This window comes from Burkholderia latens, from assembly GCF_001718795.1.
GTDB lineage: Bacteria > Pseudomonadota > Gammaproteobacteria > Burkholderiales > Burkholderiaceae > Burkholderia > Burkholderia latens_A.
The window spans coordinates 110,382-123,733 of sequence record NZ_CP013435.1 but is presented as its reverse complement, the minus strand read 5'-3'; the positions used below and the strand labels follow the sequence as shown (position 1 = coordinate 123,733).

The following is a 13,352-nucleotide window of genomic DNA, read 5'->3' as shown; positions in this document are numbered from 1 at the left end:
GAGCCCCTCATGTTGCCGACTCCCGAACAGGTCAAGCAATACATCGCCGGCGGTCTCGCCTGCACTCATCTGGAAGTCGAAGGCGACGGCCAGCATTTCTTCGCGACGATCGTGTCGGCGGCCTTCGAAGGCAAGCGGCCGATCCAGCGGCACCAGCTCGTCTATGCGGCGCTCGGCGACCGCATGAAGCAGGAAATCCACGCGCTCAGCATGAAGACGCTGACGCCCGCCGAATGGCAGAACGCATAACCCGGAACCACTGAGTGCAAGTCACCGTCAACGAGCGCGACGCCGTCCAGAGCGTCGCCACGGCACACCCGGCCGCCAACGGGGAATCGCAGGGACAGGGGATGGACAAGCTGGTGATTGAAGGCGGTCGCCGGCTGTCGGGCGAAATCGTCGTGTCGGGCGCGAAGAACGCCGCGCTGCCGATCCTGTGCGCAGGGCTGCTCAGCGCCGAGCCGGTCGAGCTCGACAACGTGCCGAATCTGAAGGATGTGCGCACGACGCTGAAGGTGCTGAACCAGATGGGCGTGAAGAGCGAAACGGACGGCTGCCGCGTGCAACTCGATGCGTCGCACGTCGACAATCTCGTCGCGCCTTACGAGCTCGTGAAGACGATGCGCGCGTCGATCCTCGTGCTCGGGCCGCTGCTCGCGCGCTTCGGCGAGGCCAAGGTGTCGCTGCCTGGCGGCTGCGCGATCGGTGCGCGTCCGGTCGACCAGCACATCAAGGGCCTGCAGGCAATGGGCGCCGAGATCAGCATCGAGCACGGCTTCATCGACGCGCGCGCGAAGCGGCTGAAGGGCGCGCGCATCGTGACCGACATGATCACGGTGACGGGCACGGAAAACCTGCTGATGGCCGCGACGCTCGCCGACGGCGAAACGGTGATCGAGAACGCGGCCCGCGAGCCGGAAGTGAGCGATCTCGCACACTTGCTGGTCGCGATGGGCGCGAAAATCGACGGCATCGGCACCGACCGTCTCGTGATCCAGGGCGTCGAGCGGCTGCATGGCGCACGTCATTCGGTGATTCCGGACCGCATCGAGGCGGGCACGTTCCTGTGCGCGGTCGCGGCGGCGGGCGGCGACGTGCTGCTGACGGGCGTGCGCCCGCACATCCTCGATGCGGTGATCGACAAGCTGCGCGAGGCGGGCGTGTCGATCGAGGAAGGCGACAGCTGGCTGCGCGTGAAGATGGACCGCCGCCCGCAGGCAGTGACGATCCGCACGTCTGAATATCCGGCGTTCCCGACCGACATGCAGGCGCAGTTCATGGCGCTCAATTCGGTCGCGACGGGTACCGCGCAGGTTGTCGAGACCATTTTCGAGAACCGCTTCATGCACGTGCAGGAACTGAACCGGCTCGGCGCGAACATCACGATCGACGGCAACACCGCGCTCGTGACGGGCGTCGACAAGCTGTCCGGCGCGAACGTGATGGCCACCGATCTGCGCGCGTCGGCGAGCCTCGTGATCGCCGGGCTGCGCGCGGAAGGCGAAACGCTCGTCGACCGCATCTATCACCTGGACCGCGGCTACGACCGCATGGAAACGAAACTGACTGCCGTCGGCGCGAACGTGCGCCGCCTCTCCGGGAGCCAAGCATGACTGCGCCGTTGACCCTCGCCCTGTCGAAGGGCCGGATTTTCGAGGAAACCCTGCCGCTGCTGGCGGCCGCCGGCGTACACGTCGCCGAGGACCCGGAAACGTCGCGCAAGCTGATCCTGCCGACGACCGATCCGAACCTGCGCGTGATCATCGTACGCGCGAGCGACGTGCCCACCTACGTCGAATACGGCGCGGCGGACTTCGGCGTGGCCGGCAAGGACGTGCTCATCGAGCACGGCGGCTCGGGCCTGTACCAGCCGATCGATCTGAACATTGCACGCTGCCGGATGTCGGTGGCCGTGCCGGCCGGATTCGACTACGCGAGCGCGGTGCGCCAGGGCGCGCGGCTGCGGGTCGCGACCAAGTACGTCGAAACGGCGCGCGAACACTTCGCCGCGAAGGGCGTGCACGTCGACCTCATCAAGCTGTACGGCTCGATGGAGCTCGCGCCGCTCGTGGGGCTGGCCGACGCGATCGTCGACCTCGTCAGCTCGGGCGGTACGCTGAAGGCGAACAATCTGGTCGAGGTCGAGGAGATCATGGCGATCTCGTCGCGCCTCGTCGTGAACCAGGCTGCGCTGAAGTTGAAGCGCGCCGCGCTCAAGCCGATTCTCGACGCGTTCGAACGCGCGTCGCAGAATGGCAATTGAGCGCATCACCGTAACGGAATTCCCATGGCCATCACCATCCGCAAACTCGATTCGACGAGCGACGGCTTCGACGCCGCGCTGCGTGCGGTGCTCGCGTTCGAGGCGAGCGAGGACGAAGCGATCGAGCAGTCGGTCGCGAAGATTCTCGCCGACGTGAAGTCGCGCGGCGACGCCGCGGTGCTCGAGTACACGAACCGCTTCGACCGGCTCGACGCGCAGAGCGTCGCCGCGCTGGAACTGCCGCAGGACGCGCTGCAGGCGGCACTCGACGGCCTCGCGCCGAAAGCGCGCGCGGCGCTGGAAGCCGCTGCCGCGCGGGTGCGGGCGTACCACGAGAAACAGAAGATCGAATGCGGCACACATAGCTGGCAGTACACGGAAAGCGACGGCACCGTGCTCGGCCAGAAGGTCACGCCGCTCGACCGCGTCGGCCTGTACGTGCCGGGCGGCAAGGCTGCATATCCGTCGTCCGTGCTGATGAACGCGATTCCCGCGCGCGTTGCCGGCGTCGGCGAAATCGTGATGGTCGTTCCGACCCCCGACGGCGTGAAGAACGATCTCGTGCTCGCCGCGGCGCTGCTCGGCGGCGTCGATCGCGTATTTACGATCGGCGGCGCGCAGGCGGTCGGCGCGCTCGCGTACGGCACCGAGACGGTGCCGGCCGTCGACAAGATCTGCGGGCCCGGCAACGCGTACGTCGCGTCGGCGAAGCGCCGCGTATTCGGCACGGTCGGGATCGACATGATCGCCGGCCCGTCGGAGATCCTCGTGTTGTGCGACGGCACGACCGATCCGGCCTGGGTCGCGATGGACCTGTTCTCGCAGGCCGAACACGACGAGCTCGCGCAGTCGATCCTGCTGTGCCCGGACGCCGCGTTCATCGACCGCGTCGAGAAGGCGATCGGCGAACTGCTGCCGACGATGCCGCGCCAGGACGTGATCCGCGCATCGCTCGAAGGTCGCGGCGCGCTGATCAAGGTGCGCGACATGGCCGAGGCGTGCCGGATCGCGAACGACATCGCGCCCGAGCACCTCGAAATCTCCGCGCTGGAGCCGCAGCAATGGGGCCAGCAGATCCGCCACGCGGGCGCCATCTTCCTCGGCCGCTACACGAGCGAAAGCCTCGGCGACTACTGCGCGGGGCCGAACCACGTGCTGCCGACGTCGCGTACCGCGCGCTTCTCGTCGCCGCTCGGCGTGTACGACTTCATCAAGCGCTCGAGCCTGATCGAAGTGAGCGCGGAAGGCGCGCAGACGCTCGGCGAGATCGCGTCCGAGCTTGCGTACGGCGAAGGGCTGCAGGCGCACGCGCGCAGCGCCGAACTGCGGATGAAAGGGTGACGCGCGCCGGAGCCGATGCCGACGCATTGGCTCCGGTCGACGAGGAGACCCGGCGCAGGGCGGCAGCCGCCGCCTTGCCGACCATTTGATGCCGGCGCGATGCACGCCGGCTTGAGACCATGACGACGCCACAAGACATCATTCGCCGCGACGTGCTCGCGATGACGAGCTACCCGGTGCCGGACGCGACCGGCTTCGTGAAACTCGACGCGATGGAGAATCCGTATTCGCTGCCCGCACCGCTCGCGGCGGCGCTCGGCGAGCGCCTTGCGCAGGTCGCGCTGAACCGCTACCCGGCGCCGCGTCCGGCCGCGCTGCTCGACAAGCTGCGCCGCACGATGGGCGTGCCGGCCGCATGCGACGTGCTGCTCGGCAACGGTTCGGACGAAATCATCAGCATGATGGCGATGGCGTGCGCGAAGCCCGGCGCGAAGGTGCTTGCGCCGGTGCCCGGTTTCGTGATGTACGAGCTGTCGGCGAAATTCGCGCAGCTCGAATTCGTCGGCGTGCCGCTGAAGGCCGACCTGACGCTCGACGCCGGCGCGATGATCGCGGCGATTGCCGAGCACCGGCCCGCGCTCGTCTATCTCGCGTATCCGAACAACCCGACCGGCACGCTGTACGACGAAGCCGACGTCGAGCGGATCATTGCGGCCGCGCAGCACAGCCTGGTCGTGATCGACGAGGCGTACCAGCCGTTCGCGGAGCGCTCGTGGCTGCCGCGCGCGGCCGAGTTCGACAACGTCGTCGTGATGCGCACGGTGTCGAAGCTTGGCCTGGCGGGCATCCGCCTCGGCTACCTCGCCGGGCTGCCCGCGTGGCTGACCGAATTCGACAAGGTGCGCCCGCCGTACAACATCAACGTACTGACGCAGGCGACCGCCGATTTCCTGCTTGACCACCTCGACGTACTCGATGCGCAGGCGGCCGAACTGCGCGCGGAACGCGCGCGCCTTGCCGAGGCCGTGGCCGCGCTGCCGGGCACGACGGTGTTCCCGAGCGCCGGCAATTTCCTGCTGGTGCGCGTGCCGGACGCGGCGGCCGTATTCGACGCATTGCTCACGGAGCGGGTGCTGGTCAAAAACGTGAGTAAAATGCATCCGTTGCTGGTCGAATGCGTGCGGCTGACCGTCGGTTCTCCCGACGAAAACGCGCGACTGCTGGCTGCCTTGAAACTCGCGCTGCCCGGTTGAGCCCAGGGCGCGGCGGTGCGCGACGATCAATCCCCATTTACATCAGACTCAATCAAGGAATTGCCATGCGTGTGGCGGAAGTCGTTCGCAATACCAGCGAAACGCAGATCCGTGTGAAGCTCGATCTCGACGGTACGGGCCGACAGAAGCTGGCCACCGGCGTGCCGTTTCTCGACCATATGCTCGACCAGATCGCGCGACATGGTCTGATCGATCTCGAGGTCGAAGCGCATGGCGATACGCATATCGACGACCACCATACGGTCGAGGACGTCGGCATCACGCTCGGCCAGGCCGTCGCGAAGGCGGTCGGCGACAAGAAGGGCATCCGCCGCTACGGCCATTCGTACGTGCCGCTCGACGAGGCGCTGTCGCGCGTCGTGATCGACTTCTCGGGCCGGCCGGGCCTCGAATTCCACGTGCCGTTCACGCGCGCGCGGATCGGCACGTTCGACGTCGACCTGTCGATCGAGTTCTTCCGCGGGTTCGTGAACCACGCGGGCGTCACGCTGCATATCGACAACCTGCGCGGAATCAACGCGCACCACCAGCTCGAAACGGTGTTCAAGGCGTTCGGCCGCGCGCTGCGCGCGGCGGTGGAGCTCGACGAGCGCGCGGCCGGGCAGATTCCGTCGACGAAGGGCAGCCTCTAACTTCCAAACGGACGACGCCAAGGACAACCTCACGGCTTCGGCGCGGCGCGCCGGCTTGCGATGGATCTGCTCAAATCGTTCATTTCGCTGCTGGCGCTGATCAACCCGGTCGGCGCGGTGCCGTTCTTCCTGAGCCTGACGGCGCAGCAGACGGATGCCGAGCGGCGTCGCACGATCCGGATCGCGTCGGTGTCGGTGTTTTGCGTGATGACGGTGACGACGCTGCTCGGCCAGCAGATCATCGACTTCTTCGGCATTTCGGTCGGCTCGCTCGAAGTCGGCGGCGGGATCATCATGCTGCTGATGGCGATCAACATGCTGAACGCGCAGATCGGCAACACGCGATCGACGCCGGAGGAGCGCGACGAGGCCGAGTTGAAGGACAACATCGCGGTCGTGCCGCTGGCGATTCCGCTGCTCACGGGCCCCGGCTCGATCAGCACGGTGATCATCTACGCGGCGAACTCGCATCACTGGTATGAGCGAGCCGGGCTCGTCGCGATCGGCGCGGTCCTGGCTTTGCTGTGTTTCTTCGCGATGCGGCTTGCCGAGCCGATCGCGAACTGGATCGGCCGCACCGGCATCAACATCGCCACGCGGCTGATGGGTTTGATGCTGTCGGCGCTGGCGGTGGAATTCATCGTCAATGGACTAAGGGCGCTACTGCCTGCACTGAGATGAAAACTTCGATTGCGATTGTGGATTATGGGATGGGCAACCTGCGCTCGGTCGCGCAGGCGCTCAAGAAGGCCGAGCCGGCCGCCGACGTGGCGATCGTCGACACGCCGGCCGCGATTCGCGCGGCCGACCGCGTCGTGCTGCCCGGGCAGGGGGCGATGCCCGACTGCATGCGCTGCCTCGGCGAATCGGGGCTGCAGGAAGCGGTGATCGACGCGTCGCGCACGAAGCCGCTGCTCGGCGTGTGCGTCGGCGAGCAGATGCTGTTCGACTGGAGCGCGGAAGGCGACACGAAGGGGCTGGGCCTGTTGCCCGGCAAGGTCGTGCGCTTCGAGCTCGACGGCCGGCTGCAGGACGACGGCTCGCGCTTCAAGGTGCCGCAGATGGGCTGGAACCGCGTGCGCCAGGCGCAGCCGCACCCGCTGTGGGACGGCGTGCCCGACGACGCATATTTCTATTTCGTGCACAGCTACTACGTGAGCCCGGAGAACCCGGCGCACACGGTCGGCGAAACGGCATACGGCGCGCCGTTTACGTCCGCGGTCGCGCGGGACAACATCTTCGCGACCCAATTCCACCCGGAGAAAAGCGCCGAGGTCGGGTTGCGTCTGTATCGCAACTTCGTGCACTGGAAGCCGTAAAACGTGGCGCGCGAGCCACAGTCGACCTGGCCGAACGGCCTGTCGCGCGTGGCGAGCGAGCTTAAGCGCCGAAAGAGTTGTACTAAACTAGCGAGACGGCGCGGCACCGGTTTGGCCGGTACGCGCCTGATTCTTTTCATTTTCCACGACGACACCCGATTGCTATGTTGCTGATTCCGGCCATCGATCTCAAAGACGGTCAGTGTGTGCGCCTCAAACAGGGCGATATGGACCAGGCCACGATTTTCTCCGAGGACCCGGCGGCGATGGCCCGCAAGTGGGTGGATCTCGGCGCCCGGCGGCTGCATCTGGTCGACCTGAACGGCGCGTTCGCCGGCAAGCCGAAGAATCTCGACGCGATCGAAGCGATCCTCGATGAAGTCGGCGACGAAATCCCCGTTCAACTCGGCGGCGGCATCCGCAGCCTCGAGACGATCGAAAAATATCTCGACGCCGGCCTGTCCTACGTGATCATCGGCACTGCCGCGGTGAAGAACCCGGGCTTCCTGCAGGACGCGTGCACCGCGTTCTCGGGCAACATCATCGTCGGGCTGGACGCGAAGGACGGCAAGGTCGCGACCGACGGCTGGAGCAAGCTGACGGGCCACGAAGTGATCGATCTCGCGCGCAAGTTCGAGGACTACGGCGTCGAGTCGATCGTCTACACGGACATCGGCCGCGACGGGATGCTGCAGGGCATCAACATCGACGCGACCGTGAAGCTCGCGCAGGCGGTCGGCATTCCGGTGATCGCAAGCGGCGGCCTGTCGAACCTCACGGACATCGAGCAGCTGTGCGAAGTGGAAGAGCACGGCGTCGAAGGCGTGATCTGCGGCCGTGCGATCTACTCCGGCGATCTCGATTTCGCGGCCGCGCAAAAGCGCGCGGACGAACTGAACGGCGAACTCGACAACGCCTGAGCGCGGCGGCGTCCTCTTCGCCGGGGCTGCCCACGGGCGGCCCCGACCGGACGCCTCGCGCGAGGCGTTCGCAACCGGCCGTCCCACCGCGGCCTATGGCGCAACATCATGGCTCTAGCTAAACGCATCATCCCCTGCCTGGACGTGACCGCCGGGCGTGTCGTCAAGGGCGTCAACTTCGTCGAACTGCGCGATGCCGGCGACCCGGTCGAAATCGCGCGCCGCTACGACGAACAGGGCGCCGACGAACTGACGTTCCTCGACATCACCGCGACGTCCGACCAGCGCGACCTGATCCTGCCGATCATCGAAGCCGTCGCGTCGCAGGTCTTCATTCCGCTGACCGTCGGCGGCGGCGTGCGCGCCGTCGAGGACGTGCGGCGCCTGCTGAATGCGGGCGCTGACAAGGTCAGCATGAATTCTTCGGCGGTCGCGAACCCGCAGCTCGTGCGCGACGCCGCCGACAAGTACGGCTCGCAGTGCATCGTCGTCGCGATCGACGCGAAGCGCGTGTCCGCCGACGGCGAGCCGCCGCGCTGGGAAGTGTTCACGCATGGCGGCCGCAAGAACACGGGCCTCGACGCGATCGAATGGGCGCGCAAGATGGCCGAGCTCGGCGCGGGCGAGATCCTGCTCACGAGCATGGATCGCGACGGCACGAAGTCGGGCTTCGATCTCGCGCTCACGCGCGGCGTGTCGGATGCGGTGCCGGTGCCGGTGATCGCATCGGGCGGTGTCGGCTGCCTGCAGGATCTTGCGGACGGCATCAAGGAAGGCCGCGCCGACGCAGTGCTGGCCGCGAGCATCTTCCACTACGGCGAGCACACGGTCGGCGAGGCGAAGCGCTTCATGTCCGACCAGGGCATCGCGGTGAGGTTGTGATGAATACCGAAACGAAACCGCTGCCCGCGTGGCTCGACAAGGTCCGCTGGGACGACAACGGCCTCGTGCCGGTGATCGCGCAGGAAGCGTCGACGAACGACGTGCTGATGTTCGCGTGGATGAACCGCGATGCGCTCGCGAAGACGATCGAAACGCAGCGCGCGGTCTATTATTCGCGCTCGCGCAAGCGCCTGTGGTTCAAGGGCGAGGAGTCGGGCCACGTGCAGCACGTGCACGAGGTGCGGCTCGACTGCGACGAGGACGTCGTGCTGCTGAAGGTCGAGCAGGTGTCGGGCATCGCTTGCCACACCGGCCGGCATTCGTGCTTCTTCCAGAAATTCGAAGGCAACGTGGACAGCGGCGACTGGGTCGCGGTCGATCCGGTGCTGAAAGACCCCGAACACATCTACAAATGACGCAATCGACCGAAGACACGCTGCTGCGGCTCGCGGCGGTGATCGATAGCCGCAAGGGCGGCGACCCCGAGCAATCGTACGTATCGCGCCTGTTCCACAAGGGCGACGACGCGGTGCTGAAGAAGATCGGCGAAGAGGCGACCGAGGTCGTGCTGGCCGCGAAGGACGTGCGCCAGGGCGGCGCGCCGACGGCGCTGGTCGGCGAAGTCGCCGATCTTTGGTTCCACTGCCTCGTGATGCTGTCGCATTTCAACCTGAGCCCGGCCGACGTGATTGCCGAGCTCGAGCGCCGCGAAGGGCTGTCGGGGATCGAGGAAAAGGCGCTGCGCAAGCGTCGCGAGCGCGAGGAAAACGGCGGGTGACGTGTATCGGCACGCCGTGGTGGCAACAGTGCGGTAAGCTGTAAGAATTGTCATCCAACGGGAGTAGCATCATGACCGATACGCCGAGCCAGTTTCCGACGCCGTCGGTGCCGGGCGCAGCAGACGCCGAGCGACTGAACGGTCTGCGCACGCTCACGCACGTGCTGTACGGCCTCTATGCGATTCATTGGCTGACGGGCGGCGTCACCGGCATCATCGCGATCATCATCAACTACGTGAAGCGCGGCGACGTGGCCGGCACGCCGTACGCCGACCATTTCGAGTGGCAGATCCGCACGTTCTGGCGCGCACTGATCGCATACGTGATCGGCTTCGCGCTGATGTTCGTGGTGGTTGGGTTCGCGATCATGTTTGTCACGTGGATCTGGACGCTGTACCGTATCATCAAGGGTTGGCTGTACCTGAACGACAACAAGACGCTCGATCCGCAGGCGTGGTTCTGACCGCGCGCGAGCGTTTCGCAGGAGCAACATGAGTCACGATCCGAATTGCCTGTTCTGCAAGATCGCGGCGGGCGAGATCCCGAGCACGAAGGTGCACGAGGACGACGAATTCGTCGCGTTCCGCGACATCCGCCCGGCGGCCGAGACGCATGTGCTCGTGATTCCGCGCCGGCACGTGCCGACGCTGTCGGCAGCGACCGACGCCGATGCCCCGATGCTCGGCAGGCTGATGCTGCTCGTCGCGCGTCTGGCCGACCAGCTCGGCGTTGCGTACACGGGCGGCGAAACCGGTTTTCGCACGGTGATCAACACGGGCCCCGGCGGCGGGCAGGAGGTCTACCACCTGCACGCTCACATCCTGGCCGGCCCGCGCCCGTGGCAGCGAATGGGTTGACGCAGCGGGGCGTTTCCCCGCATCGATAGTCGAAGCCGGCGTGCCGCCGGCAATTTGCGCCGCGACGCGGCGTGGTTGAGGAGAGGTTTCATCATGGGTGGATTGAGCATTTGGCACTGGCTGATCGTGCTGCTGATCGTCGCGCTGGTTTTCGGTACGAAGAAGCTGCGCAACATCGGCAACGACCTCGGCAGCGCCGTGAAGGGTTTCAAGGACGGCATGAAGGAAGGCGACACGCCGGCAGACGCGCAGCAACTGCCGCGTTCGGGCTCGGTCGACGTCAACGCGAAGGAAACGACGCGTTCCGACTCGAACAAGGCTTGACGCCGGCACGCTGACAGGCATTCGCGATGCTGGATCTCGGTCTTTCGAAGATGGCGCTGATCGGCGTCGTCGCGCTCGTGGTGCTCGGCCCTGAGCGCCTGCCGCGCGTCGCGCGTACGGCGGGCGCACTGTTCGGCCGCGCGCAGCGGTACATCAACGACGTGAAGGCCGAGGTCTCGCGCGAAATCGAACTCGACGCGCTGCGGACGATGAAGACCGATTTCGAAACGGCCGCACGCAATGTCGAGACGACGATTCACGACAACCTGCGCGAGCACGAGAAGGAACTGAACGACACGTGGAATTCCGCGGTCGGCGGTCTCAACGAAGGCTCGGTCGATGCCGGCACGTACGGCAGCGACACGCCCGCGGCGCCGTCCTGGCGTGGCGGCGGCACGGCCGTGTTCGCGCGCAAGCGTCGCAACTGGCGTGTCAAGCAGGCGGCGATGCCTGTCTGGTACAAGCGCGCGACGACCCGCCGCACGCACGTGCAGTCGGGCGCCGCGCGTGTCGCGCGCCACCAGCCGGCCAGCCTGCGCCGGCCGACGCGCTTCTTCTGAGTCGAGCGCATGCTCGCTCGTCAATCCTACCGAGGGCCGGTGTGAGCGACCCCCAGCAGAATCCGGGCGACGCCCCGGAAGAAACCTTCATTTCCCATCTCGTCGAGCTTCGCGATCGCATCATTCGCGCGGGGCTGGCCGTGATCGTCGTGTTCCTCGGGCTCGTGTACTGGGCGCCCGACATCTTCAGGCTGCTTGCTCGGCCGTTGATGGAAAACCTGCCGAAGGGCGGCAGGATGATCGTCACCGACGTCACCGGCTCGTTCTTCGTGCCGATGAAGGTCACGATGCTCGTCGCGCTCGTGATCGCGCTGCCGATCGTGCTGTACCAGATCTGGGCGTTCGTCGCGCCGGGGCTGTACCAGCATGAGAAGAAGCTCGTCGCGCCGCTCGTCGGAAGCAGCTACTTCCTGTTCCTGTGCGGGATGGCGTTCGCGTACTTCCTTGTATTCCCGACCATCTTCCGCGTGATGGCGCACTACAACGCGCCGCTCGGCGCGGAGATGTCGACCGACATCGACAACTATCTGAGCTTCGTGCTCGGGATGTTCATCGCGTTCGGCGTCACGTTCGAGGTGCCGATCGTCGTCGTGCTGCTCGTCCGGATGGGTGTGCTGTCGCTGAAGAAGCTGAAGGAGATGCGGCCGTACGTGATCGTTGGTGCGTTCGTCGTCGCGGCGGTCGTCACGCCGCCGGATGTATTCTCGCAGTTGATGCTGGCGCTGCCGCTCGTCGTGTTGTTCGAGATCGGGCTGCTGGCCGCGCGATTCTTCGTGCCGAAGCCGGCCGAAGAACCGGAAGCCGAGAACAACGGCGCCGCAAGCTGACGCGCGCAGGCGCTCCCTGGCGGGCATGAGCGGCGCTACGGATTGGTGGCCGTGTGGCAGCGCCGACTCGGGCAAGGTAAGGGCAGCGCGCGCGGTATGAGCGAAGCGCAGCTTTGCCGGAAGCAACGGCGATACAACGCAAAAGGGCAGCTCGGAATCGAGCTGCCCTTTTTTGCTTTCCGGCGGACGCAGGCGGCGCGGACGCGCCGGCCGTGCGGTGTTATTCGGAGTCGCTGTCCTGCTCGTCGAGGGTCTGCTTCGGCGGCGGCGGACGCTTGCCGATCACGACGTTCACGTCGAACTCCTTGCCCTTGCGCACGACATGCACCTTGGTCGGTGTGCCCGGCTTGATCTGTGCGACGGTGTTCAGCAGCTTCGTCGTATCGGTGATTTCGTCGCCGTTCACGCTGACCAGGATGTCGCCTGGCTTGATCCCGGCCTTGTCGGCCGGGCCGCCTTGCAGCACACCCGCAACGATCGCGCCCGACTTCTGCTGCAGCCCGAACGACTCGGCGATTTCCGGCGTGACGTCCTGTGGCTCGACGCCGATCCAGCCGCGCGTGACCGAGCCCGTCGTGATGATGCTTTCGAGCACGGTGCGCGCGGTCGACACGGGGATCGCAAAGCCGATCCCGAGCGAGCCGCCGGAGCGCGAGTAGATCGCCGTGTTGATGCCGAGCAGGTTGCCGTTCACGTCGACCAGCGCACCGCCCGAGTTGCCGGGGTTGATCGGCGCGTCGGTCTGGATGAAGTTCTCGAACGTGTTGATGCCAAGGTGATTGCGGCCGAGCGCGCTGATGATCCCCATCGTGACCGTCTGGCCGACGCCGAACGGGTTGCCGATCGCGAGCACGACGTCGCCGACGCGCGATCGATCGGAGCGGCCGAGCGTGATCGTCGGCAGGTTCGTCATGTTGATCTTCAGCACCGCGAGGTCGGTTTCCGGGTCGCTTCCGATCACCTTCGCGGTGGCGGTGCGGCCGTCGGCGAGCGCGACTTCGATCTGGTCGGCGCCGTCGACGACGTGCTGGTTCGTTAGAATGTAACCTTCCGGGCTCACGATAACGCCGGAGCCGAGGTTGGCTGCCGGTTCGTCCTGGTGCTTGCGAGCGTTGCGGTCGCCGAAGAAATAGCGGAACAGCGGGTCTTTCGCGCGCGGATCGGGCGGCAGCGAACCGTCCTTGCTGGAGAACACGTTGACGACGGCAGGCATCGCCTTTTGGGCGGCTTCGGCGTACGACGTGGTCGCCGGTGCGCCGCCGATGCCCGGCGCGACTTCCCGCAGCGCGACGATCGGCGTGGCGAGCTGCTTGCCGAGCTGTCCTTGCCGTTGCAGCCATTGCGGCTTGAGCGTCACGACGATGAACATCAGCGCGAGCAGTACGGTCACCGCCTGCGCGAAGAACAGCCAGAAGCGTCTAAGCATCTGAATGG

At 66.2% G+C, this 13,352-nt stretch carries 18 protein-coding genes; 17 read left to right on the top strand and 1 reads right to left on the bottom strand.

The genetic code is table 11. From position 1 onward, the window contains the following. Positions 1 to 9: 9 nt before the first annotated feature. The 17 genes from WK25_RS00595 to tatC all read left to right on the top strand — a co-directional run bounded on the left by WK25_RS00595 (position 10) and on the right by tatC (position 11,918). Positions 10 to 249, top strand: a complete 240-nt coding sequence (locus WK25_RS00595) for a BolA family protein (RefSeq protein ID WP_006477131.1) — start codon at positions 10 to 12, stop codon at positions 247 to 249. 14 nt (positions 250 to 263) lie between these two features. Continuing rightward, positions 264 to 1,613 carry a UDP-N-acetylglucosamine 1-carboxyvinyltransferase gene (gene murA, locus WK25_RS00590; RefSeq protein WP_040143115.1) on the top strand — a complete coding sequence of 450 codons (1,350 nt, stop codon included), beginning with the start codon at positions 264 to 266 and terminating at the stop codon, positions 1,611 to 1,613. Beyond that, a complete protein-coding gene (gene hisG / locus WK25_RS00585) occupies positions 1,610 to 2,263 on the top strand; it encodes an ATP phosphoribosyltransferase (protein WP_040143117.1) in 654 nt (217 codons plus the stop codon). Before murA ends, hisG begins: the two co-directional genes overlap by 4 nt. A 24-nt stretch (positions 2,264 to 2,287) precedes the next feature. After that, entirely contained in the window at positions 2,288 to 3,604 is a 1,317-nt protein-coding gene (gene hisD, locus WK25_RS00580) for a histidinol dehydrogenase (RefSeq protein ID WP_040143118.1), read from the top strand. Between the two features lie 119 nt (positions 3,605 to 3,723). After that, positions 3,724 to 4,797, top strand: coding sequence for a histidinol-phosphate transaminase (gene hisC / locus WK25_RS00575; protein ID WP_040143120.1), 1,074 nt, complete (start codon positions 3,724 to 3,726; stop codon positions 4,795 to 4,797). Positions 4,798 to 4,862: 65 nt separating this feature from the next. Then, positions 4,863 to 5,450, top strand: coding sequence for an imidazoleglycerol-phosphate dehydratase HisB (gene hisB, locus WK25_RS00570; protein ID WP_006765368.1), 588 nt, complete (start codon positions 4,863 to 4,865; stop codon positions 5,448 to 5,450). 60 nt (positions 5,451 to 5,510) lie between these two features. Further along, a complete protein-coding gene (locus WK25_RS00565; RefSeq protein ID WP_040143123.1) occupies positions 5,511 to 6,131 on the top strand; it encodes a YchE family NAAT transporter in 621 nt (206 codons plus the stop codon). Next, a complete protein-coding gene (gene hisH, locus WK25_RS00560) occupies positions 6,128 to 6,769 on the top strand; it encodes an imidazole glycerol phosphate synthase subunit HisH (protein WP_040143126.1) in 642 nt (213 codons plus the stop codon). Before WK25_RS00565 ends, hisH begins: the two co-directional genes overlap by 4 nt. A gap of 164 nt (positions 6,770 to 6,933) precedes the next feature. Further along, on the top strand, positions 6,934 to 7,689 hold the full coding sequence (gene hisA / locus WK25_RS00555) for a 1-(5-phosphoribosyl)-5-[(5-phosphoribosylamino)methylideneamino]imidazole-4-carboxamide isomerase (protein ID WP_040143128.1): 756 nt from the start codon (positions 6,934 to 6,936) through the stop codon (positions 7,687 to 7,689). Positions 7,690 to 7,797: 108 nt separating this feature from the next. After that, the gene (gene hisF, locus WK25_RS00550; RefSeq protein WP_040143129.1) at positions 7,798 to 8,571 is read left to right on the top strand and encodes an imidazole glycerol phosphate synthase subunit HisF; all 774 of its coding nucleotides are present in this window, start codon (positions 7,798 to 7,800) and stop codon (positions 8,569 to 8,571) included. Further along, positions 8,571 to 8,987: a phosphoribosyl-AMP cyclohydrolase gene (hisI, locus tag WK25_RS00545; protein ID WP_040143131.1), complete on the top strand. Its 417-nt coding sequence runs from the start codon at positions 8,571 to 8,573 to the stop codon at positions 8,985 to 8,987. The genes hisF and hisI overlap by 1 nt, the downstream gene beginning before the upstream one ends. After that, entirely contained in the window at positions 8,984 to 9,349 is a 366-nt protein-coding gene (locus WK25_RS00540; RefSeq protein WP_040143132.1) for a phosphoribosyl-ATP diphosphatase, read from the top strand. The genes hisI and WK25_RS00540 overlap by 4 nt, the downstream gene beginning before the upstream one ends. 71 nt (positions 9,350 to 9,420) lie before the next feature. Then, positions 9,421 to 9,813, top strand: coding sequence for a DUF4870 family protein (locus tag WK25_RS00535; protein ID WP_040143134.1), 393 nt, complete (start codon positions 9,421 to 9,423; stop codon positions 9,811 to 9,813). A 28-nt stretch (positions 9,814 to 9,841) separates the two neighbouring features. Further along, positions 9,842 to 10,207 (top strand): histidine triad nucleotide-binding protein, encoded by a 366-nt coding sequence (locus WK25_RS00530; RefSeq protein ID WP_040143136.1) that lies wholly within the window; start codon positions 9,842 to 9,844, stop codon positions 10,205 to 10,207. A gap of 93 nt (positions 10,208 to 10,300) precedes the next feature. Continuing rightward, positions 10,301 to 10,531, top strand: coding sequence for a Sec-independent protein translocase subunit TatA (gene tatA, locus WK25_RS00525; protein ID WP_040143138.1), 231 nt, complete (start codon positions 10,301 to 10,303; stop codon positions 10,529 to 10,531). Between the two features lie 26 nt (positions 10,532 to 10,557). Further along, entirely contained in the window at positions 10,558 to 11,091 is a 534-nt protein-coding gene (tatB, locus tag WK25_RS00520) for a Sec-independent protein translocase protein TatB (RefSeq protein ID WP_059545431.1), read from the top strand. A gap of 41 nt (positions 11,092 to 11,132) precedes the next feature. Beyond that, a complete protein-coding gene (gene tatC / locus WK25_RS00515) occupies positions 11,133 to 11,918 on the top strand; it encodes a twin-arginine translocase subunit TatC (protein ID WP_040143142.1) in 786 nt (261 codons plus the stop codon). A 220-nt stretch (positions 11,919 to 12,138) separates the two neighbouring features. On the opposite strand, the gene WK25_RS00510 is transcribed toward tatC, so the two are convergent. Beyond that, positions 12,139 to 13,344: a Do family serine endopeptidase gene (locus tag WK25_RS00510; protein ID WP_069240806.1), complete on the bottom strand. Its 1,206-nt coding sequence runs from the start codon at positions 13,342 to 13,344 to the stop codon at positions 12,139 to 12,141. Positions 13,345 to 13,352: the final 8 nt, after the last annotated feature.

Bases quoted from the DNA above. Each gene is read 5' to 3' on its own strand.
- WK25_RS00565 (WP_040143123.1), top strand. From the start codon at position 5,511: ATGGATCTGCTCAAATCGTTCATTTCGCTGCTGGCGCTGATCAACCCG.
- hisD (WP_040143118.1), top strand. From the start codon at position 2,288: ATGGCCATCACCATCCGCAAACTCGATTCGACGAGCGACGGCTTCGAC.
- hisA (WP_040143128.1), top strand. From the start codon at position 6,934: ATGTTGCTGATTCCGGCCATCGATCTCAAAGACGGTCAGTGTGTGCGC.
- tatA (WP_040143138.1), top strand. From the start codon at position 10,301: ATGGGTGGATTGAGCATTTGGCACTGGCTGATCGTGCTGCTGATCGTC.
- WK25_RS00595 (WP_006477131.1), top strand. From the start codon at position 10: ATGTTGCCGACTCCCGAACAGGTCAAGCAATACATCGCCGGCGGTCTC.
- WK25_RS00535 (WP_040143134.1), top strand. From the start codon at position 9,421: ATGACCGATACGCCGAGCCAGTTTCCGACGCCGTCGGTGCCGGGCGCA.
- hisI (WP_040143131.1), top strand. From the start codon at position 8,571: ATGAATACCGAAACGAAACCGCTGCCCGCGTGGCTCGACAAGGTCCGC.
- tatB (WP_059545431.1), top strand. From the start codon at position 10,558: ATGCTGGATCTCGGTCTTTCGAAGATGGCGCTGATCGGCGTCGTCGCG.
- hisH (WP_040143126.1), top strand. From the start codon at position 6,128: ATGAAAACTTCGATTGCGATTGTGGATTATGGGATGGGCAACCTGCGC.
- WK25_RS00540 (WP_040143132.1), top strand. From the start codon at position 8,984: ATGACGCAATCGACCGAAGACACGCTGCTGCGGCTCGCGGCGGTGATC.
- hisF (WP_040143129.1), top strand. From the start codon at position 7,798: ATGGCTCTAGCTAAACGCATCATCCCCTGCCTGGACGTGACCGCCGGG.
- WK25_RS00510 (WP_069240806.1), bottom strand. From the start codon at position 13,344: ATGCTTAGACGCTTCTGGCTGTTCTTCGCGCAGGCGGTGACCGTACTG.
- hisC (WP_040143120.1), top strand. From the start codon at position 3,724: ATGACGACGCCACAAGACATCATTCGCCGCGACGTGCTCGCGATGACG.
- WK25_RS00530 (WP_040143136.1), top strand. From the start codon at position 9,842: ATGAGTCACGATCCGAATTGCCTGTTCTGCAAGATCGCGGCGGGCGAG.
- hisB (WP_006765368.1), top strand. From the start codon at position 4,863: ATGCGTGTGGCGGAAGTCGTTCGCAATACCAGCGAAACGCAGATCCGT.
- hisG (WP_040143117.1), top strand. From the start codon at position 1,610: ATGACTGCGCCGTTGACCCTCGCCCTGTCGAAGGGCCGGATTTTCGAG.